Source organism: Afipia sp. GW822-FHT03D08 (genome assembly GCF_058801645.1).
Genome location: NZ_JBXANK010000004.1, coordinates 1 through 19,463 on the forward strand (window position 1 = coordinate 1; position 19,463 = coordinate 19,463).

A 19,463-nucleotide genomic window follows, 5' to 3' on the forward strand; every position below is an offset into this window, starting at 1 on the left:
GCATTCGCTGCGGCGAAGATGCGGAAGTGCGGGCCCTTGTCGGAGGGGTTTTCGACGCGGACCAGCCGAGCTTTGACGTTCAAGGTCAGGGTGCGGATGGTGCCCGTGAAGCCGTTGCCGTTCGAGGTGAAGGTGCCGATGTTAGCCATTGTCTCGTTCCCTTGTTTCAGGGCCGCGCCCATCGCGACCCGATGGCGGTCGTGAGGCCGGAGGCGATCGACCCGCACCCGAAGGGCTGCAACGCAGTGGAAGGCGGCCGGAGACGGCTTTTTTGTCTCGCGATGCAAAGCCGAAGGCGGCGGAAAAAAGTCGTCGCAGGACGTTGCGGGGACAAGATCGAGAGGACGCTTGCGTGCTCGTCCTTCGGTCAGACCAGGCCAATCGGGCTCGTGTTGGGGGTGGCTTTCGCAAACACCTCGGGAATGATGACAGGCTCACATATCGACACCGTTATCGCATTCGACGGCAACATCACGGTGCACTTGCCCCTTCAGGCCGGCGTCGATCGCGCCGACCGCAACCGTCTCCGGCAAGGGATCCGCGACCACCCGCCTTCGCGCGAATATCGTGGCACCGCGGCCGCCCGGCGCGCGAGGTCCGGTTCGCACGATTTCTCGGCCGTCCCACTCGACAATCCAGACTCCACACCCACAACACCTGACATGCTGGCCGGATGGCGAAGGCTGGCTCCTGCGTGTCGCTCTGACCCGCCACCTCTACACTTAATCGACGACGGGTCCGCCGAGAGGCGGGGCCTTCACCCGAGGGACGCAAGCGCTTCCTTCCGGATGCGGCAACACCCGGTGCCAGCGCCGACACAATAAGGAGCCTAAGTCACCTCCGCCTCGCGCTGCCGATGGTCGGCTTCGGTGAGCGCCTGAACAAGCCGCAGCTGCGTTTCGCGGCGCTCCCTGCGCGTCAGGATGCAGTGCGCAAGCTCAGCGCGGAGTTCTGCGATTTCGGCGTAGATGTCACGAATGTCTTCCATATGAACCTCCTTCGTCTCGATGACGGAGGCACGCACCAGGTGTTGGAGGGACGGGTCAGGGATTCCGAGGCGACCGGCAGAGCCGGCGCGTGGGGGTGCCGATTTTCTGACGGCGCCCAACGGGCGGCGGCGGAAAATTGGGGGCAACCGCGCGTCCTTGACGCGGCCCGACTGCCGGTATGATCGGCCACCAATGAGAGAGAGAGATGGCCGTGGCTCGACGTTATGGCTGGCCCATTCTTTCTTGGTTCTGCAGCGCGCTGCGGGATCGGCTCTGCCGATAGTCGAGGCGCCGCGCTGCTCGGCGCCAGCGCAACCGGCTCAGTGAGCCGGGCCGCGCTCGTAGGGGTCGAATTCGTGGATCAGTTCGAGATCGTCGGCGTCGTCGAGCTCGTCGGAGGGGAGGGCACCATAGGCATCGCCGGATTTGAAGAGCGTCACCGGGACCATGAGGGTGCGGGCAAGCTGGAACGCGTGATTCTGGGCAAGGGAAAGATCGTGCGACATCTCGAAGGCTCCATCCGGAGCGGGCCAATTCCCGCTCGATGGCTCCTCGATGGACCGCCTCCGGTCGCGATCACCGCGAAGGCGCAGCCGCAGCGGCGGCAGCTTGCTAGCCGACCCCTTGTGGGTTGATCGTGGAGGATCCGGAGGAGGGCCCAGGACGCCATCGCTGAAGAGCGAGATTGGTTCGCGGCGGGCGAGACGACCTGTGTGCTACGTCTTTTCCCTCGCCGGAAGCTGCTGGGAACGCCGCGGCTTCCCGCGATGGGCCGCCGTCCATACTCCGCAGCAATCACCGATCCAGATCGTCCCCGGCCAGCAGGCGGGCTGCCGATCCCAACCGGGCCGCGCGCGGCCAACGCGTTTCAGCCGGCGCTTTCGCGCCTTCGCACTTTAGAGCAGCGCGAGTTGCCCCTCAGAGATTCCGACCGCGTCTTCGAGCGAGGAGACCGTGACGCCGACGAGCCGGATGCCCTTCTCGACCGGAAACAATGGATCGAGCAACGCCCGCGACAGCTCGTCGACTTGCGCCGCGCTCTGAAACGGTTGCGAGACGGTACGGCTTCGCGATATCCGCTGGAAGTCGGCGTACTTCACCTTCAGCGTCACCGTGCGCGCCCGCAGTTGCTTCGCTTCGCAGAGACGCCAAACCTTCGCGACAAGAGCGCTGATTTCAGAATACACGCTCTCGCTGTCGAACAGGTCGGTCTCAAAAGTGTCTTCCGCGCCGATCGACTTGCGCGGCCGATCGGGCTCGACAGGCCGATTGTCGATTCCACGGACAATTCGATAGTACCAGCCTCCCGCTTTTCCGAAGTGTTGCTGCAGGAAGGCGAGCGGTTTCGCCTTGAGATCAGCGCCGGTGAGAATGCCAAGCCGCTCCATCTTCTCCGCCGTCGCAGGCCCAACGCCGTGGAATCTCTTCACCGGCAGCGCCTCGACGAAAGATGGGCCTTTGCTGGGTGTGATGACGGCCTGGCCGTTCGGCTTGTTGAGGTCGCTCGCCATCTTCGCAAGGAATTTGCAATATGAAATGCCGGCGGAGGCATTGAGGCCCGTGACCTCCTTGATGCGCGCGCGGATGATGGTCGCGATCTCGCTCGCGATCGCAATGCCGTGCTTGTTCTCCGACACGTCCAGATAGGCTTCGTCGAGTGAGAGCGGCTCGATCAGATCGGTATGTTCGGCGAAGATCTCGCGGATCTGTGCCGACACCGCGCGGTACACATCGAATCTTGGTGGCACGAAGATGAGGTCGGGACAACGGCGCTTGGCCGTTATCGACGCCATCGCCGAGCGAACACCTAAAGCACGCGCTTCGTAGCTCGCTGCCGCGACGACGCCACGCGCCTCCGACCCGCCGACGGCAATGGGTCGTCCGCGCAAGTGTGGATCGTCACGCTGTTCGACCGACGCATAAAAGGCATCCATGTCCACATGGATGATCTTGCGCGGGATGATGTCCGACTCCGTTGCCACGGCACAACGTCGTCAAAACGCGAGCATGGATTGGTCGCGGGCGTGGTGAAAACGAGAGACACGAGAGCTTCCGGCCGGCAGGGGACACAAGATGTCCGCCTCGGGTCGCATAGCATCGAGCCAGCCCATGCGCTCATTTCGACGTAGCACCGCCATCTGGCGGTCGTGATAGGGCGCGATATCGCCGTTCGATTCAATGGTGATAATCGCATAGGCCTCGGGCCAGTCGCGCGTCGCCGGCCGCCAAATTCCGGCAAAATAAAACCAGTCACCATTCGCAAGCCTGAAGCTGTAGTCCTTACCGTTGCTACGATGGCGAAACTCGGTGGCCGGGACGAGGCAGCGATGATTGGGAAAGGTTCGCCCCTCGCCGTGTACGACGGTGCAGGGGCGTGCGCCGGTCTCGCCCGGCTTCAGGCCCCACGGCAGTTCGACCATCTCGACCTGGTCGCCGGAGCGTCGAACGATGACGCGGCGTTCGTCGAGTGGTGCATCAGAATTGAAGGCCTTCACGGTCATGGCATTTTAGAACATAATAGGAACGCCACTCCGGTGCAATGCCAGGAAAGGGGGAGCGATGTGCAATGACTATCGGCTGATGGTGGATGTCGCCTCGATCGTCGAGGACTTCGCCGATCTCAAGATCAAAATCCGGTTCAGCGAAGGCTCGCCGAACATCGAGGCTCGCGAAGATATCAAGGTCACCGACATCGGTCCGATCATCCGCCCGGTCGAAGGCGCGAGCGACGAAGCCGACCTGGTGCAGCGCCGGTGGAGCTGGCCCGGCCAAAACAAGAGACCGGTCTATAATTTCCGCTCGGATGGTCGCGAGTTCACCAGCAACCGCTGTCTCATCGTTGCGGATGGGTTCTACGAGTTCACTGATCCGGCGGAAAAGGGAAAGAAGAAGAAGGACAAATGGCTGTTCACGAAGCGCGACGAGCCGATCTTCTGCATCGCTGGAATCTGGCGTGACACCAAGGATGTCGGCGAGGCCTACACGATGCTGACGATGGAGCCGGGGCCCGATATCAAGCCCTACCACGATCGGCAGATCGTCATTCTTGAGCGCTCCGCGTGGGCTGACTGGCTCAATCCCGCGATCTCGGCGAAGTCGCTGATCAAGCCGCTGCCTGCGGGGACATTGTCTGTCGCACAGGTTGGTTGACGACGCCTCAAGCGCGGACGGGCGTCACGCGCCGACGGGGCGCTGCGCGCCTCGCGGATGTCGTCGCATCCGCAAGCTCGATCCAGACGGGGGCGTGATCGCTGCTCTTTTCCCATCCGCGTACCGCAACGTCGACCTGAGCGTCGACGAGGCGTTCGGCAAGCGGCGGGCTGAGCAGCAGATGATCGATGCGCAGCCCGGCATTTCGTGCAAACGCATTTCGAAAATAATCCCAGAAGGTGTAGATGGCCTCGTCGGGATGGAGCGTACGGAGCGCGTCGGTCCAACCTTGTTCGAGTAGCCGGAAATAGGCTGCGCGCGCTTCGGGAGCGAAGAGAGCGTCGTCGAGCCAGCGCTCGGGCTTGTAGACGTCGAGATCGGTCGGCATCACGTTGAAGTCGCCTGCGAGCATCACCGGCTGGCCCGTGGCGAGAAGTTCGCCGGCATGCGCGATCAACCGGTCGAACCAGCGAAGTTTGTAATCGAATTTCGGACCGGGCTTTGGATTGCCATTCGGCAGATAGAGTCCGCCGATCAGGATGCCGTTGACGGCTGCCTCGATATAGCGGCTGTGGCTGTCGTCGGGATCGCCGGGAAGGCCGCGGCGGGTTTCGTGGATCTGTCCGACGCGGCTGAGAATGGCGACGCCATTCCAGCTCTTCTGCCCCTGCCAGATCGCGTCGTAGCCGAGATCGCGGATCGGTTTGTCCGGAAATTTCTCCTGCGGCGCCTTCAGCTCTTGGAGGCAGACGATATCGGGTTGCGATTCTGCGAGCCATCGCAGGAGAACGGGGAGGCGGCCATTGATGCCATTGACGTTGTAGGTCGCGATTTTCATGGATTAGATATCGGGCAAAACTTGTTCGGCACGGCCCCAGCCTGCCAGGGTTTTGGAGCTCGTGCGGCGCACCAGCTCCGGTGCATCGCCGATGTGAAAATGCGCCGGCGAGTCGATGGTCTTCATCTCGCCCCAGCTTATCGGCGCGGCAACCGAGGCGCCGGCGCGCGTGCGGGCGCTGTAGGGCATGACCGCTGTCGCGCCGCGCTGGTTGCGCAGATAGTCGACGAAGATGCGCCCCTTGCGCCGGGCCTTTGCAAGCGCCGCAGTGAAATGCTTCGGATCGTTCTGCGCGACCGCCTGCGCGAGGCGATAGGCGAAGTCCTTGACTTGCGGCCATTCGGCTTTCGGCGTGAGCGGCGCGATGACATGCACGCCCTTGCCGCCGGTCACCATCGGAAACGTCTCGAGGCCCATCGATTTCAGGATGTCGCGGAATTGGAAGGCAGCCTCGCGAACCGCCTCGAAATCGAGCCCTTCATCGGGGTCGAGATCGAAGATCAGCCGATCCGCCTTCTCGACATCTTCGATACGCGCGCCCCAGCCATGGAATTCGATCGTTCCCATCTGCACGCAGGTCATGAGCCCATCGGCATCGTCGATATAGAGATAGGGCTCTTCGTGGCCATCCTTCTCGACAATCCCGATGTGGTGAACCGCCTCGCCGAAGCTTCCGGCATCGTGCTTCTGGAAGAAACATTGCTTTGCGCGGCCCTGTGGGCAGCGGACAAGGCTGATCGGCCGGCTGCCGATCCAGGGCAGCATGATCTCGGCGACCGCCGCATAGTGGTCGGCGAGCTGGCCTTTGGTGATATTGGCTTCCGGATAAATGACGCGGTCGCGGCTTGTGATGACGACCGTGCTTGTCGCCGGCGCCGGCCGTTCAGCGGCGTGATGCTCAGTCTCGAGCACGACGGCCTCGGGCTTCTTGTCCTCGCGCAGCGCGAGATAGCTGGGGTGACGAAGCGTTCCCTCGTTGGTCATCTCGGTATAGGCGATCTCGGCCACGAGCCTCGGCCGCAGCCAATGCGCGCCGCGGACCTCGGCGCGTGGTGCCTCGACCGTCGCTGCCTTCTGTTCGAGTGGCGCCATGATCTTCATCAGGCGCGCGAGTTCGGCCGCATCGAAGCCGGTGCCGACCTTTCCGGCGTAGCGCAGCGTGCCGCCGTCATGGACGGCGAGAATGAGCGACCGGAAGGCGCGGCTCTTGTCGGACGGCGTCCAGCCGGCGATTACGAATTCTTGCCGCTTGATGCATTTGGTTTTCACCCAGCTGCCGGCGCGTGCGCCGACATATCGCGAGTTGGCGAGCTTAGAGACGACACCCTCGAGCCCGGCCGCACAAAAGCTCTTGAGCAGCTTCTCGCCGTTTCCCTGGATATGATCCGAGTAGCGAATGTGGGTGCCCTTCGCGGGAAGAATTCCCTTGAGCTTGGTTTTTCGCTCGAGAAGGGGAAGGCTGGTCAGATCATCCCCATTGAGTTCGAGCAGATCGAACGCGAAATAGTCGATGCTCGCCGGAGCGCCCTTCAGCGCGCCCTGCAGCTTCTGGAAGTTCGAGCGCCCCTCGGGATCGAGCACGACCGCCTCGCCGTCGATCAGGGCGGATTGGACCTTGAGTTGACGCGCATCGGCGAGAATCGAGGGAAAGCGGCCGGACCAGTCGAGGCCCGAACGGGTATAGGCACGCGCCTCGCCCCCACCGACGGCGACGAGCGTGCGATAGCCGTCATATTTCATCTCGTGAATCCAGCGGTCGCCGGCCGGAACCGCGTCGACCAGCGTAGCGAGCTGAACGGGACGGAATGCCGGCGCCACCGCGGATGTTCGCGCCGACGAAGACTTCGTCTCGCGTGCGGTCGATCTTGCTTTTGTTTTGGGCGCCGTCGCCATGATCGAACGACCTGTCCTTTGATCGCGCAACTGTCCTGGATGAACAGCCTTAGCCGCGCTGCGTTTATTTCTTCAGCTTTTCGGCGGCTGCGTTGAGTTTGTTGCGATCATTGCCGATCCGCTTGATCAGGCCCTCGGCTTGGTCCTTCGTGATGCCGTGCTTTTTAGCGAAATAACTGACTTCGTAGCCTTCGCCGCCGGCGACGCGCCGACGGTCGGCATTGCCTCGTTTCGATTTGTCGTCGGCCATTTGCATCTCCCTGGGGCTTGATCGGTCCGTCGAGTTGATTTCCGATCCTTATGGTAATTGCAGCGGTATTGTTGATCGGCCTTCGAATGCTTTCAACTGTGAAACGGGTTTAGTTTCGCGGCCGCCGCTAGTGGAAATTCCGCGTTTTCACCTTGATGGTGTCGATATGGAGGTCTGGCACATAGATGTCGCGCGTTCGCACCGCCCTCGGCGGCTGCTCGCGTGGATCGGGGGCCGAACCGCCTTTGCGGACCTGATCGCCGCGACCGTAAAGCAGCGGAAAGCTGGCCTCGCGCTCGCCGACGCTGGCCAGCTCTCCCGACAGGTCGACGATCCGCTGCGCGACCAGATGAACCACCTCGCCCTCGCGTTGGATGCGGCCGTGCACGGCGATCATGCTCGCCGCCATGATGGCGCGGCGATTGGTTTCGAAGACCTTCGGCCAGACGACGAGGTTGGCAATGCCTGTCTCGTCCTCCAATGTGATGAACATCACGCCCTTCGCTGACCCGGGCCGCTGGCGGACCAGGACGATGCCGGCTGCTTCGAGCCGGCGGCCGTCGCGCGATTCCATCGCCTCCGCGCAGGAGACGATGCGCCGACGATGCAGGTCGCTGCGAAGAAACGAGACCGGGTGACTGCGCAATGACAAGCCGACATGCCGGTAGTCTTCGACGACTTCGCCGCCCGTTTTCATCGATCGCAGCGCCACCGCGGGTTCGTTGAGCTCGGCGCTCGGTCCGTGATCGCGCGCCGCGGCGGCCACGAATAACGGCAAAGGTTCGTCCCTGAGAGCCTTGATCGCCCACAGCGCCTCGCGCCGGGCGAGACCGAGGGCCGGCCGAAACGCATCCGCCTCGGCCAGGAGAACGAGTGCGGCTTGCGGCACGTCGGAGCGGCGCCAGAGGTCGTCGACCGAGGCGAAGGGTTGATCGGCGCGGGCCGCAAGGATCCGGGCGGCGTGGCCATTGGCGAGACCGCGAACCATCCGCAGGCCGAGCCTGACCGCAAAGCGGCTTTCGTCGCGGGTTGGCTCCAGCGTGCAATCCCAGCGCGAGGCCGTGACGCAGACCGGGCGCACCTCAATGCTGTGCTCGATCGCGTCTCTTACGATTTGCGCCGGCGCATAAAAACCCATGGGCTGGCTGTTGAGCAAAGCAGCGCAGAAGACATCCGGATGCCAGCATTTAAGCCAAGCGCTGGCGTAGGCGATCAGGGCGAACGACGCGGCATGGCTTTCCGGGAATCCATACGAGCCAAACCCCTCCAATTGCCGAAATGTCTGCGCGGCGAAATCGCGCTCGTATCCGTTGGCGACCATGCCGTCTATCAATTTGGTCTTGAACGATGAGACCCCGCCCGTGAACTTGAACGTGGCCATCGATTTGCGCAGCATATCGGCTTCGCCGGGCGTGAAGCCCGCGCAGGTGATCGCCACCCGCATCGCTTGCTCTTGAAACAGGGGCACGCCCAAGGTTTTTCCGAGCACCTGCTCGAGCTCGGGCTTGGGGTAATGGACGGGCTCGCGTCCTTCGCGGCGGCGAAGATAGGGATGGACCATGTCGCCCTGGATCGGGCCAGGCCGAACGATCGCCACCTGGACGACGAGGTCGTAATAGGTCCTGGGCTTGAGACGGGGGAGCATCGACATCTGCGCGCGGCTTTCGATCTGAAACGTCCCGAGCGTATCGGCCTTCCTGATCATGGCGTAGGTACGAGGATCCTCGGCAGGAATCGTCGCAAGGTCGAGCTCGACGCCCTTGTGCTGCGCGAGCAGATCGAGACCCTTCTTCATGCAGGTGAGCATGCCCAAGGCGAGGACGTCGACCTTCATAAATCGCAACGCGTCGATATCGTCCTTGTCCCACTCGATGACCTGCCGGTCCTTCATGCTCGCCGGTTCGATCGGCACGAGATCGTCGAGCCGATCGTGGGTCAAGACAAAGCCGCCGGGGTGCTGTGAGAGATGTCGTGGCGCGCCCATGAGCTGGCGCGCGAGATCGAGCGTCAATCGCAGCCGTCGATCGGCCAGATTGAGATTGAGCTCCTCGACATGGCGATTTTCAACGCCTTCCTCGGACCAGCCCCAGACCTGGCCCGAGAGCGACGAAATCAGATCTTCGGGCAGGCCGAGCGCCTTGCCGACATCGCGCAATGCGCCTTTCGTGCGATAACGGATCACGGTCGAGCACAGAGCGGCATGATCGCGGCCGTAGGTCTCGAACACCCACTGCATGACGATCTCTCGCCTTTCGTGCTCAAAATCGACGTCGATGTCGGGCGGCTCGCGGCGCTCTTCGCTGACGAAGCGCTCGAACAACAGGTCGTTGCGTCCGGGATCGATCGAGGTGATGCCGAGAACGTAGCAGACGGCGGAATTCGCGGCCGAGCCGCGTCCCTGGCACAGGATGTCGCGTGAGCGCGCGAACCTGACGATGCTGTTGACCGTCAGGAAATACGGCGCGTAGTCGAGTTTGTTGATGAGGCGCAGCTCGTGCTGGAGGACAGCGCGCACCTCGTCGGGCAGCCCTTCGGGATAGCGCGTCGCCGCGCCCTCCCAGGTGAGCTTTTCAAGCGTCTCCTGCGGCGATAGCGAAGGATCGTCGCGTTCCTCCGGATATTGATAGGCGAGCTCGTCGAGCGAGAAACGGCAGCGATCGGCGATTTCAAGCGTGCGCGCCAAAGCGTCGGAGTAACGCGTGAAGAGGCGATGCATCTCCTCGGGCGGCTTGAGAAAGCGATCGGCATGACGCTCGCGCCGATCGCCGAGCGCGTCGATCGTGACGTTGTGCCGGATGCATGTGACGACGTCCTGCAGGATCCGGCGATCGGGCGCGTGGAAGAGGACGTCATTGGTCACGACGGTTCGGACCTTCGCGGCCGCAGCGGCGTTCGAGAGTGCGTGAAGCCGCAGTTGATCGTTCGGCCGGCGCCGGAGCGTGAGCGCCATATAGGCGCGATCGGCGAATGCGTCGTGCAGCTGGCGCAGGTGCAATCGGCAATCATCATCGGCCGTGTCCGGCACGAGCACCGCGATGAGGCCCTCGCCGTAAGCAACGACATCGGCCCATCCGAGGCTGCACTTGCCCTTGCCGGCGCGTCGCTTGCCTAGCGAGAGCAATCGGCAGAGCCGCGAATAAGCGGACCGGTCGCTCGGATAGACCAGGAGCGACATGCCGTCGGAGAGATCGAGGCGGCAGCCGACGATCAGGCGCACGCCGGTTGCCTTCGAAGCTTCGTGTGCGCGCACGATGCCGGCGAGGCTGTTGCGGTCGACGATCGCGAGCGCCTCGATGCCCTGCACCGCCGCCTGGGCGAAGAGCTCGTCGGCCGAGGAGGCTCCGCGCAGGAAGCTGAAGTGCGATGTCGTTTGAAACTCGACATAGCGATGGGTGCTCATCCGAACACCCCGTGCATGAACCAGCGATGCGATCCGGTCGCAGCGTCTTCGCCGTCGCCGGCGCGATACACCCAATATCGCTCGCCGGCCTCGTCCTCGAGCCGGAAATAGTCGCGCACCGCGACGAGTTCGGCATCACGCTTCCACCATTCGCCGAACACGCGCTCGGGCCCGTCGGCCCGTCGCACACGGCGGCGGATACCGCGCCAGGTAAAAGTGACCGGCGGATGGTCGGGCAAGAGCGCGACAGTCTCAATCGGCTCGGGGCGCGGCAGCAGGCGGGCCGGTCGCGGCCAATGGCCCGGCCAGGTGGCGCCGGTATCGGGCGCCATCGCAGGAATTCGAGCGACGGCCCGCTCGGGCACGTCGCTCGATAGCGGCGCCGCGCGGTAGACGGCGCGCTCACCGACGCGGTTGGCCAGCGTGTCGATCAGGTCGGACACATCGGGGATGGCCTCTTCGATGAGCGCGCTGACGGTCTGCTTGCGGACCAATGGTTCGGCGATGCTTGCGACGAGGGTCAGGACTTCAATGCCGAAGCCGGGATCGATCGTCTCGATCCTGTCGCACAAGAGGCGGGTGAGGCGCTTCGCGTCGCGAACGGGCACAGCCATGCCGACGCGGATTGCCTGGCGCTGGTTGTCGACGCGCCGCAGATGAAGATCTAGCCGTCGCGCACCGAGGTCCATTTCCTCAAGGCGTTCGCACAGCGCGACGACGAGCTTGCCGATGTAACGCGCGATGGTCTCGGCGGCGCCGATCGGTCCGGCAAAACTGCGCCGGACCTCGATGAGATCGGCCGGCCGAACCGGATCGATCGGCTCCGCCGCCGCGCCGATCGCCTGATCGAGCCGCCGCCCGAGCTCGGGACCGAAACGAAGCGTCAGCGGCGCACGCGGCTGCAATAGGAGGTCCCCGATCCACTCGAAGCCGAGCACACGCAGATCGTGGGTCGTGGCGGCGGGCAGGCGCAGCGCTTCCAGCGGCAATGGCGAGACCGTCGCCGGCCCATGCCCGGGTGCTGCCACGAAAGCTGGCTGCGCGAGATAGCGGGCGAAGGCGTGCGCAGCGCCCCAGCTGTCGGCGACGGCGGCGCGCGCGGAGATGCCGGACATGGCAAGGCGCCCGATCAGCGCATCGAGCATCGCCTCCTCACCGCCATGGAGATGGTCGGCGCCCGTGGTGTCGATCACGATGCCGTCGTCGCCATCCACCGCGACGATGGGGGCAAAACGTTGCAGCACCCATAAGGCGAGGCGCTCGAGCGCCTCGAAATCTGCGACCGGATCGGCATCCTGGATGAGCAGGTCCCGTACGAGGACCTGCGCCTTCGCGACCGCCATGCCAGGCCGCAGGCCGGCCGCTCGCGCGGCGGCATCCGCTGACACCACCACGCGCCGGCTTCCTTCCCGGCCGATCAGGATGAGCGGGGCCTCAAGCGGAGGCGCCGCGTCGCCGCCCTTCCGCCGCAGCCGGTCGGTCGACCAGCTCGGCAGGAAGAGCGAGACAACCCGTGTCATCGCAAGCCTCCAACTCGAAATCTGCACTCTCGCCCGCGCGGGCGCGGATCAATTCGACGAGCCATCGATGACGGCCCACACCGGGAACCGGAAGCGGCGACGAGGGCAACACCGAAATTCTCCAGCGCGTCACGGCTGCGGTCGGTTGCCCGAAATCGGCTGCCTCGGTCTGGCGCCGCCAGCGCCGGAGCGCGATACCGATCGTACCGGCTCCTTCAGCGGCGAGTTGGAGTCGCCGTGACGCAGTCATCGAGAGACGCGCGACCTCGCCAACGACGGCGCCCAGTCCGCCATGACGAAGACCCTCCTCCATGCAGGCGAGAAGCGACTTGTCGTCACCCGCCTCGACGTAGATCACCCTGTCGGGCGGCAAACCTGCCTGGGCAAGTGCGGGCGCGAAAAGGTCTGGGCGCGTGATGCACCACAGGACCTTGCCTTTCGTCCGCGCTGCGACGCCGCCGGCGAAGAGGGCTGCGGCCGCGCCGTCAACGGCGCCGAATCCGCCGCCCGCCACCTCGTGCAGAGCGCCGAGTGCCAGCCCTCCGCCGGGAAGTCGTGAGTCCACCTCGGCGATTCCGAATGGAAGCACCGATTTCGCGCGCGGGGTTCGACCCTCGATCTTCTCGATTTGCGCGCGCAACGACTCTATGGCGGGCTGCGGCCGCACGTTGATCCTTGACCTCCTGCGATGGCTCTTGCATCATGTTCTCTATTTGTTCTGTGTTGTTGGTGCGAGAGTCAAGAGCGGTTGAGCGAATCGCGTCTGAGGTGAGGCGATCGGGACGCGAGAAGGGCTTTGCCTTTGCGGGCGGGGCTGAGAAAATTGCCGGTGTTCGTTCATCCAGAAGCGTGATGCCGCCGCGGTTGCCCTACGATCTGCCTCGCAGCCTCCAACTGCCACCCCAGAAAAAGGGGTGATGATGCCGGCTCAGCCTTGCGGCAGCTCATCCGGCCATCTTTGGGCGCCGTGCAGGACGCGCAGAATTCGGATCGTCTCAGCGGTCACGGCGTAGGCTGCCACATAGGGCGTGCCGGTGATGACGAGCTCGCGCGTACCGGCGACGCGGCCGGGACGGCCGCTCTCCGGAAAGTCGACCAAGCGGCGCGCTGCGGTGGCGATCCGCTCGTCGACGGCGATCGCCGCGCGCGGATTGTCCGCTTCGATATGGGTGAAGATGCCGTCGCGATCGGCGAGCGCGAACGCCGACCAGACGAGTTTCACGATCCGCCGGCGGCCTTGCGCCGGGCGTCCGCGCGGCGAGCGGCGAAATGCGTCTCGGCCTGCTCGTCAGGCACGTCGGGGCGCGTATCCTGCAGCGCCTCCTGCACCTTCGTCCGGAACCAGGCGTCATGCGCCTCGCTGTTGGTGACGAGTTCCAGCGGAAGCGCGCCTTCATTGGCGGTTCGGGTGAGCAGGATGCGCACGGCGTCCGACACCGTGAGCCCTATGCCCTCGAGCACGGCGGACGCGCGGTCCCGTACGTCAGCGTCGATTCGGGTCTGGACAAGCGCATTTGTGGCCATGATCGCCTCCTTTCCAAGGAAATGTAATGCAATTGAATGACGAATGCCAGCCCCAGTCAAAGGCCGGAGCGGAGAGCATCAGGCCGCCTCCGGCACAGTCTCCGCCTGCGGCTGCAGACCATGCAGATAGGCGCAGGCCCGCTGCGCGTGCGCGGCGGCCGAGAAGATGAAGCGCTTGTCGTTGGCGAGGACCGCGAGCCAGGATGCGAGGTAGCTCGCATGGTCGGCGCGCGGCTCGAGCTCGGGGACGATTCCTAGATCGGCGCTGACGAAACAAGCGCCCAGATCGGCGATCAGCTCCTCGCGGGCGCGTTCGCTGCGATCGCTGTGATAGCGCGAGAGATCGCGGTTGAGCCGATGCTCCGCGCCAGCCCAATGCACGGTCTCATGCGCCAGCGTGGCGTAATAGCTCTCCGGGTCGCGGAACGACTCGAAGGGCGGCATCTGAATGAGATCGAGCAACGGCGCGAAGAACGCCTTGTCGCCGCCGTGCCGGATGACGGCGCCGGTGTTGGCAAAGAATGCGTCGGCATGGGCGATGCGCTGCGCCGCCGCTGCGGGCGCCGCCGGCCGGGCGTATAAGTGCTCCGGCAAGCCGTCGATCTGGTCGACGCAGAAGACCGAATAGGCGCGCAGGAACGGAATCGCGCGCTCCACCTCGTCGCCATGCTCGTCGGTCTCCGTTCTCGTGAGCCGATTGGCATAGACGACGGTCGTGCCGGTCTCACCCTTGCGGACATTGCCGCCGAGCTCAAGGGCCTGCTTGAACGTCATCCAGATCGGCGAGGCGAAGCCCCGCGCCACGGCCTCCGACCAGAGCAGCACGACATTGATGCCCTGATAGGGCAGGCCGTTGTGGCGCAGGGGCCGCGTGATGCGTCCGGCACCATTCGCAGCGCTCCACGGCTGTATCCACGGGCGAACACCGCGTTCCAGGTCGGCGACGATGCGATCTGTGATCCGCGCATAGATGTCGACGCGGGACTTTGTTTGCTTACCAGTCATGATCCGAACCTCCGTTGGAGGCCGCGCCGATCGCGGCCCGTCACGGCGGTCCGCCGCGGAGGCCCGCACGGCCGCGCATCCGGTTGAGGTTCATGAGCGAGATGACTGGCGACGCGCCGGACCGGAACGTCAGTGGAGGACGGCCACGCAGTTGCGCTGCCGCGCAGGCCGGAGCATGGACCGAAAGCCGAGACGGGCGGCGATCGCCGCCCGCATCTCTCCTTCTCCTGCCTTCTTTTCGCGTCCGCGCTGCGCGACATGAAAAAGGCCGGTCCCGAAGGACCGGCCGGAATTGGTCGGAGAGGAAGAAAGGCGGGGCCGAAGCCCCGCCGGCGGCATCACTCGAAGGCCGCCATCTGGACCTCGGCCGCCTTGCGGCTGACGGTCTCGCCGGGATGCTCGGGCTGACGCTCGAACGGCTTCCAGCTCTCGCCGACGACGTGCTCGTAAGCGGCGATCGCGCCTTCGGCCGCCATGCGCAGGGCGTGCGCCTGCACCCCGACTTCGGCGGCGAACTCGCGCTTGCGCTGGGCCGCGGAGTCGAAGCCGACGGGTCCGTCGAGGTCCTCGTCGCGGGCGTCGTTGGCCAATCGCGCCGTCGCCTCGCGGGCGTCGGTCACGGCCCGGCTGTAGAACTGCCCGGCGCCGTGGGCGGAGCCGACATAGGAGCCGACGATGCGCTGCAGGTGGATCTGCATGGCGCGTTCGCTGAGGCCCTCGCCGAGCGCGTCCGCAGTCTCGGTGATGAGCCGCTGATGCAGATCGCGGATGCCGTCGCTGTCGAGGATGGTGAGACCGAAGCTCTCGGCGATGCGGGTGGCTTGCGCGGCGTCGGGGCAGACGAGCCGGATCATTTCGACCGTGGTGCCGCGGCGAAGCTGGACAACGCGGGCGCTGGTGCGGGGTGCGCGAGCGGTCTTGGTCATGGGAGTGTCCTTTCCTGGTTGCACCGTCGGGGTCGATCCGGCCCCTGCCGGACCCCCTTCGGGTGCGGTCGCCCGGCGCCGCCGGCACGAGGGCCGCTTCAAGACCCGGGGGCCGCCAGGCGAGCGAGGTCCGGTTGCGGACAAGCGGGGCTAAAGCCCTGCGCAGGCCGCGGCCGGGCCTTGCCGAGATCGGCGGGCTCCGGCCGCTTGCGGCTTGGTCTTGAAGCGGACCGCCGGGGGCGCAGACCGCAGCAAACCCGAGGGGAGGGCCGACAGGGTGCGGGCCGGGTTGGCGATGCCGGAAAGGACGGACCTGGGCACACCGATCACCACGCTCACGCCACGCTCCGCCGTCCGCATGCGCCTGGCGGCGACGCTCGATGCGGCTAGATCAGACCGCCGCGCTGCTCTCCCGGTCGACAAGCGCGCCTGCCATCCTCGACAGCGGCGGCGTCTGCCGGCTGTGCCGGCCTTAACCCGCATGGCCCGGCGCCGCAGCGTTCGCGCAATGCCTCGATCGCCGCATCCTGCCGGGCGAGCTTACGCGACAGGGCGTCGATCTCCGGCTGGCGCTCGGCCGTGATGGCCGCGAGGTTCGAGCGGTAGCGCTCGAGGAACGCGCTCGGATCGGCGGGCTTGCCGCGGCGATATCCGACACGCTTGCGACCTAGCTGTGGAATCAGCGCCGTCATGCGACGGATGATCTGCCGGTCGATCATGTCGAGCTGGCGCTGCGTCTGGCGGCGCGCCTCCTCCATGCGCGAAAGCTGCGCGATGCGTTGCGGGGAAGGTGTCATCGCGCCCTCCCCTGCCAGCCGATGAAGCTGGACGGGCCGGAATAGTCCCGATGACGCGCCTCATCGACGACGAAGCCGAAGCGTCCGACCTGGTACTCGCCGGACGGCACGAGGAAGCGCCGTTCCTCGGTGCCTGCGCCGCGGCGTCCCCCGGGCGTGGCGACGACTTCGACGGAGCCCGGCTGCTGATCCGATGTGATCGCCGACACGACGATCCAGTCGTCGACGTGCCGCCGCTCGAAGGCGCGGCGATCTTTTTCAAGGGACTCACCGGGCTGGAGGATCGTGCCGAAGATCGCTTCCCAGGCGTCCGGCCAGCTATCCTTGATCGTGCGCTCGGCGCAGCGCCGCTCAAAACTGGTGAAGAGATGCGGGAAGGTGAGCGCGACGATCGCCCAGCCTGCATCTTCCTCGTACCAGCCGCCGCGCGACCGCAGCATAGAATGGACCTTGCGATTACGCTCGGCCGAGAGGTGGAAACCGCCGTGGCCGGCCGTCGAATGACAGACCACGCCCTCGGCATAGACGGTCGCGCCCTGCGAGGCGCCCCACGGCGTGTTCGCCGTGGAGCCGATCTCGCGGCGGCCGAGCGCGCGCTTCTCGCGCTGATGCTCCGCGTTTTCCGCGACCTTGGCGCGGAAGGCCGCCTCGTCGGCGAGCTCGCCGGCATGACCGTAGAAGTCGGAGCGCTTCCATTCGGCCATCGGCCGGCCGATGCGCCAGCCGGTGGTGAGATAGTGCCGGCCGTCGCGCGCCGGCAGCATCGCGAAGGCCGTGTCGGCGACACGGGCGACCAGAATGCCGTCTGCCGTGCGACCGAACGCGATCGGCGGAAATGCGGCCGCAGAATCCGCGATCATCGTGGTGGAGGGTGCGGTCGTGCTCATGCGGCCGTCCTCCCCTCCACGACGGCGGCGGCGACCTCGTCGGCCGAGATCTCGCGCAGGACGGCGTTCGGATAACCATGCCGCGTCAGCCATTCCTGCGCGTCGGCGCGATGGCTGGCGAGATAGACCAGCTCGCCGTCGTCGCCCGGCCGGTCGAGCACCTGGACCGAACCGACCTTCGGTCGTTCGGTCACGACGAACGTCAGGCTGCTGTCGACCGAAAACGTCCGGTGGACGCGGAGCACCACGACGCCGGCGCTGCCATAGTCGCCGGCATGCAAGGTGATGCTTGCGCCAATGACGGTATTGCCGACGCGGCGCTCGGCCTGCTTGCGGATGAGGCGACCGCCGCTGTTGCTGTTCTCCCAGGCGGAGAGCTTCCTGCGATGGCGTTCCGGCGGGCGCGGCGCACCGTCGGAGAAGCGAATGATCGAGCCAAGCAGCGCGAGGTCATAGATCAACTGTGCGGACATGATGTCCTCCTTTGCGGATGGTGGAAATGAAGCCGCCGCCGGCATGGGCCGGCGGCGGCGGTCGTTCGGGAGAGGAGAAGGCCGGCGCTATTCCGCGGCTTCGCGGAAGGCCTCGTCGTCAGCGGCTTCGCCGCCATCCTCGCTGTCGTCGATCGGCTCGTCGGACTCGTCGTCTTCGGCGACGGCGTTCGATGCGATCCAGCTCAGGAGCGCGGTCTTGTCCGGCGCGAACAACGCGGCCGGATGGACGAAGCGGCCGTCCTTGAAGTGCTCGACCAAGGCAGCCCGCGTGTCCTTCACCTTCTGGCGCGGCAGGACCGGCGTATCCTTGCACGAGCCCTCCAGAGCGCCGCGCGACAGGCACGACAGGAAGTCGTCACTGCCCATGTTCGGCAGGAAGTTGTCGGCGCCGACGACATCGCCGGCGACGCGCGCGACGATGCCGCTGTCAGTACGGTTCTCCCGGCACGACAGCACCTCGGCGAGGATCGACCGTGCCGCGACGCGGAGCGTATCCATGTCGAGGACGAGCTGGCCGTCCTGATCGAACAGGTTCACCGCATGGCGAGCGATCCGGCGATTGCCGTAATAGGCCCCGCTGGCGGCGGACGCGACGGAGACGTTCTGACCGGCAAAGGCGAGGATCAGCAGCGCCATCAGCGCGTCATCCTCGATCGGCGCACGGGCGAGCGCCTCGTGCAGCGCGTCGGTGCGGAAGTCGCCGACCATCTCGACGCCCTTGCGCGTCACGTCGGGACGCGGCTTGGAGATCGCGCCGGTCTCATCTGCCGCATCATTGGCGGCGGACGCGCCCTTGCCCTTCGGCTTCTTTGCCGCGGGCATGCGGTAATGCACCGTCTGCACCCGGCCGTCACGGTCGAGATACATGGCCGTGCAATCGCTCTTCGACGGCTTGCCATAGACCCGCTCCGCCTTCGGCGGCAGCTTGACCTCGCCATAGTTCGTCGCTTCGGCGATGATGCCCTTCTTGGGCAGGTTCGCCGCCATCCACTCCTGCTGGGCGCCGAGGAAGGCCTCGACGTCCGTGGTGTAGCGGCTGTCCTCGTCGGCCGGCGCGAACAAGTCCTCGACCCACTGGATGCCGTAGGCCTGCGCCAGGTCGTCGCCGAAGCTCGCATGACGTGCGTACATGCGGGCCTTGGTCAGCGCCTGCGCGACGCTCCACCACGACACCTGCGGATCGGCCTTGGACGGCTTGTGCTTCTTCCAGACCTCCTTCTGCTCGTCGGGCGAGGCCGACGCGATCGTGCGGAGCTGGCGCTCGTCGGGCATGTCGCCCTTGGCCATATGATCGAGCATCGCTGGCAGCACATTTGCGAGCAGGCGGAGCTTCCTGACCTGTCGCACCGGCAGCGTAAGGGCGACGCCGATCGCCTCTTCCGTCCAGCCGAGCGCGACAAGGCGTTCGATGGCGCGCCACTGATCGACCGGGTTCAGCGGCTCGCGCGCGATGTTCTCGACAAAGGAGCGCATGGCGCCGTTGTCGTTCGCGGCATCGTCGACGAGCACGTCGATTTCCTCGAGGCCCGCGGCGATGGCGAGGCGCACGCGGCGCCGGCCGGCGTTGATGAGGAAGCCGTTGCCGCCATCGGCCTGCTGCGACACGACGGGCGGCTGCACGATGCCGACGGCCTTGATCGACGCCAGCAACAGCGCGTCGGCCTGCGGCGTCGACTTGGTCTGGCGCGAATGGTCGGGATTCTCGACGAGCGCGCGCGGATCGACTTTCAAGAGATACATGGGATGCTCCTTTTCGGGGTTGGCGGACCGCGCCTCGCGGCCCTTCCTCG

The 19,463-nt window shown here is 65.5% G+C and carries 20 protein-coding genes; 1 reads left to right on the top strand and 19 read right to left on the bottom strand.

Annotated elements, in window-relative coordinates; all coding sequences use genetic code 11:
• The 5 genes from AC1RM7_RS22825 to AC1RM7_RS22845 form a co-directional block, all read right to left on the bottom strand.
• On the bottom strand, positions 1–149 hold a 149-nt coding region (locus tag AC1RM7_RS22825), incomplete at its 3' end, for a DUF736 domain-containing protein (protein WP_393986292.1).
• Between the two features lie 680 nt (positions 150–829).
• The gene (locus tag AC1RM7_RS22830; protein WP_006023672.1) at positions 830–988 is read right to left on the bottom strand and encodes a hypothetical protein; all 159 of its coding nucleotides are present in this window, start codon (positions 986–988) and stop codon (positions 830–832) included.
• Positions 989–1,309: 321 nt separating this feature from the next.
• Positions 1,310–1,495, bottom strand: a complete 186-nt coding sequence (locus AC1RM7_RS22835) for a hypothetical protein (RefSeq protein ID WP_006023673.1) — start codon at positions 1,493–1,495, stop codon at positions 1,310–1,312.
• A gap of 390 nt (positions 1,496–1,885) precedes the next feature.
• On the bottom strand, positions 1,886–2,971 hold the full coding sequence (gene dinB / locus AC1RM7_RS22840) for a DNA polymerase IV (protein ID WP_393986224.1): 1,086 nt from the start codon (positions 2,969–2,971) through the stop codon (positions 1,886–1,888).
• A 12-nt stretch (positions 2,972–2,983) separates the two neighbouring features.
• Positions 2,984–3,490 carry an SOS response-associated peptidase family protein gene (locus AC1RM7_RS22845; protein ID WP_393986225.1) on the bottom strand — a complete coding sequence of 169 codons (507 nt, stop codon included), beginning with the start codon at positions 3,488–3,490 and terminating at the stop codon, positions 2,984–2,986.
• A gap of 58 nt (positions 3,491–3,548) precedes the next feature.
• On the opposite strand from AC1RM7_RS22845, the gene AC1RM7_RS22850 reads away from it, so the two are divergent.
• Positions 3,549–4,139, top strand: a complete 591-nt coding sequence (locus AC1RM7_RS22850) for an SOS response-associated peptidase family protein (RefSeq protein WP_393986226.1) — start codon at positions 3,549–3,551, stop codon at positions 4,137–4,139.
• Positions 4,140–4,146: 7 nt separating this feature from the next.
• On the opposite strand, the gene xth is transcribed toward AC1RM7_RS22850, so the two are convergent.
• The 14 genes from xth to AC1RM7_RS22920 all read right to left on the bottom strand — a co-directional run bounded on the left by xth (position 4,147) and on the right by AC1RM7_RS22920 (position 19,413).
• Entirely contained in the window at positions 4,147–4,977 is an 831-nt protein-coding gene (xth, locus tag AC1RM7_RS22855; RefSeq protein WP_393986227.1) for an exodeoxyribonuclease III, read from the bottom strand.
• 3 nt (positions 4,978–4,980) lie between these two features.
• A complete protein-coding gene (ligD, locus tag AC1RM7_RS22860; protein WP_393986228.1) occupies positions 4,981–6,870 on the bottom strand; it encodes a DNA ligase D in 1,890 nt (629 codons plus the stop codon).
• A 64-nt stretch (positions 6,871–6,934) separates the two neighbouring features.
• On the bottom strand, positions 6,935–7,120 hold the full coding sequence (locus tag AC1RM7_RS22865; RefSeq protein ID WP_006023679.1) for a DUF3606 domain-containing protein: 186 nt from the start codon (positions 7,118–7,120) through the stop codon (positions 6,935–6,937).
• Between the two features lie 127 nt (positions 7,121–7,247).
• The gene (locus tag AC1RM7_RS22870; protein ID WP_393986229.1) at positions 7,248–10,520 is read right to left on the bottom strand and encodes an error-prone DNA polymerase; all 3,273 of its coding nucleotides are present in this window, start codon (positions 10,518–10,520) and stop codon (positions 7,248–7,250) included.
• The gene (locus AC1RM7_RS22875; protein WP_393986230.1) at positions 10,517–12,040 is read right to left on the bottom strand and encodes a Y-family DNA polymerase; all 1,524 of its coding nucleotides are present in this window, start codon (positions 12,038–12,040) and stop codon (positions 10,517–10,519) included. Before AC1RM7_RS22875 ends, AC1RM7_RS22870 begins: the two co-directional genes overlap by 4 nt.
• Positions 11,955–12,707: an ImuA family protein gene (locus AC1RM7_RS22880; RefSeq protein WP_137902075.1), complete on the bottom strand. Its 753-nt coding sequence runs from the start codon at positions 12,705–12,707 to the stop codon at positions 11,955–11,957. The genes AC1RM7_RS22875 and AC1RM7_RS22880 overlap by 86 nt, the downstream gene beginning before the upstream one ends.
• Before the next feature lie 261 nt (positions 12,708–12,968).
• On the bottom strand, positions 12,969–13,262 hold the full coding sequence (locus AC1RM7_RS22885) for a type II toxin-antitoxin system RelE/ParE family toxin (RefSeq protein ID WP_006023691.1): 294 nt from the start codon (positions 13,260–13,262) through the stop codon (positions 12,969–12,971).
• A complete protein-coding gene (locus tag AC1RM7_RS22890) occupies positions 13,259–13,564 on the bottom strand; it encodes a type II toxin-antitoxin system RelB/DinJ family antitoxin (protein WP_137902074.1) in 306 nt (101 codons plus the stop codon). The genes AC1RM7_RS22885 and AC1RM7_RS22890 overlap by 4 nt, the downstream gene beginning before the upstream one ends.
• Positions 13,565–13,642: 78 nt before the next feature.
• Complete coding sequence (locus tag AC1RM7_RS22895) at positions 13,643–14,569, bottom strand: ArdC family protein (protein WP_137902100.1); 927 nt, start codon at positions 14,567–14,569, stop codon at positions 13,643–13,645.
• A 338-nt stretch (positions 14,570–14,907) separates the two neighbouring features.
• On the bottom strand, positions 14,908–15,495 hold the full coding sequence (locus tag AC1RM7_RS22900; RefSeq protein ID WP_137902073.1) for a hypothetical protein: 588 nt from the start codon (positions 15,493–15,495) through the stop codon (positions 14,908–14,910).
• 386 nt (positions 15,496–15,881) lie between these two features.
• Positions 15,882–16,292, bottom strand: coding sequence for a hypothetical protein (locus tag AC1RM7_RS22905; protein WP_137902072.1), 411 nt, complete (start codon positions 16,290–16,292; stop codon positions 15,882–15,884).
• On the bottom strand, positions 16,289–17,179 hold the full coding sequence (locus tag AC1RM7_RS22910) for a DUF7007 domain-containing protein (RefSeq protein WP_393986232.1): 891 nt from the start codon (positions 17,177–17,179) through the stop codon (positions 16,289–16,291). The genes AC1RM7_RS22905 and AC1RM7_RS22910 overlap by 4 nt, the downstream gene beginning before the upstream one ends.
• Positions 17,176–17,652: a UCP036055 family protein gene (locus AC1RM7_RS22915; RefSeq protein ID WP_137902070.1), complete on the bottom strand. Its 477-nt coding sequence runs from the start codon at positions 17,650–17,652 to the stop codon at positions 17,176–17,178. The genes AC1RM7_RS22910 and AC1RM7_RS22915 overlap by 4 nt, the downstream gene beginning before the upstream one ends.
• A gap of 87 nt (positions 17,653–17,739) precedes the next feature.
• Positions 17,740–19,413, bottom strand: coding sequence for a ParB/RepB/Spo0J family partition protein (locus AC1RM7_RS22920; protein ID WP_137902069.1), 1,674 nt, complete (start codon positions 19,411–19,413; stop codon positions 17,740–17,742).
• Positions 19,414–19,463: the final 50 nt, after the last annotated feature.

Excerpts from the sequence above, each read along its gene's own strand:
- AC1RM7_RS22875 (WP_393986230.1), bottom strand. The coding sequence starts at position 12,040 with ATGACACGGGTTGTCTCGCTCTTCCTGCCGAGCTGGTCGACCGACCGG.
- AC1RM7_RS22845 (WP_393986225.1), bottom strand. The coding sequence starts at position 3,490 with ATGACCGTGAAGGCCTTCAATTCTGATGCACCACTCGACGAACGCCGC.
- AC1RM7_RS22920 (WP_137902069.1), bottom strand. The coding sequence starts at position 19,413 with ATGTATCTCTTGAAAGTCGATCCGCGCGCGCTCGTCGAGAATCCCGAC.
- AC1RM7_RS22870 (WP_393986229.1), bottom strand. The coding sequence starts at position 10,520 with ATGAGCACCCATCGCTATGTCGAGTTTCAAACGACATCGCACTTCAGC.
- xth (WP_393986227.1), bottom strand. The coding sequence starts at position 4,977 with ATGAAAATCGCGACCTACAACGTCAATGGCATCAATGGCCGCCTCCCC.
- AC1RM7_RS22905 (WP_137902072.1), bottom strand. The coding sequence starts at position 16,292 with ATGACACCTTCCCCGCAACGCATCGCGCAGCTTTCGCGCATGGAGGAG.
- AC1RM7_RS22850 (WP_393986226.1), top strand. The coding sequence starts at position 3,549 with ATGTGCAATGACTATCGGCTGATGGTGGATGTCGCCTCGATCGTCGAG.
- AC1RM7_RS22915 (WP_137902070.1), bottom strand. The coding sequence starts at position 17,652 with ATGTCCGCACAGTTGATCTATGACCTCGCGCTGCTTGGCTCGATCATT.
- AC1RM7_RS22895 (WP_137902100.1), bottom strand. The coding sequence starts at position 14,569 with ATGACTGGTAAGCAAACAAAGTCCCGCGTCGACATCTATGCGCGGATC.
- AC1RM7_RS22865 (WP_006023679.1), bottom strand. The coding sequence starts at position 7,120 with ATGGCCGACGACAAATCGAAACGAGGCAATGCCGACCGTCGGCGCGTC.
- AC1RM7_RS22830 (WP_006023672.1), bottom strand. The coding sequence starts at position 988 with ATGGAAGACATTCGTGACATCTACGCCGAAATCGCAGAACTCCGCGCT.
- AC1RM7_RS22835 (WP_006023673.1), bottom strand. The coding sequence starts at position 1,495 with ATGTCGCACGATCTTTCCCTTGCCCAGAATCACGCGTTCCAGCTTGCC.
- AC1RM7_RS22890 (WP_137902074.1), bottom strand. The coding sequence starts at position 13,564 with ATGGCCACAAATGCGCTTGTCCAGACCCGAATCGACGCTGACGTACGG.
- ligD (WP_393986228.1), bottom strand. The coding sequence starts at position 6,870 with ATGGCGACGGCGCCCAAAACAAAAGCAAGATCGACCGCACGCGAGACG.
- AC1RM7_RS22910 (WP_393986232.1), bottom strand. The coding sequence starts at position 17,179 with ATGAGCACGACCGCACCCTCCACCACGATGATCGCGGATTCTGCGGCC.
- AC1RM7_RS22900 (WP_137902073.1), bottom strand. The coding sequence starts at position 15,495 with ATGACCAAGACCGCTCGCGCACCCCGCACCAGCGCCCGCGTTGTCCAG.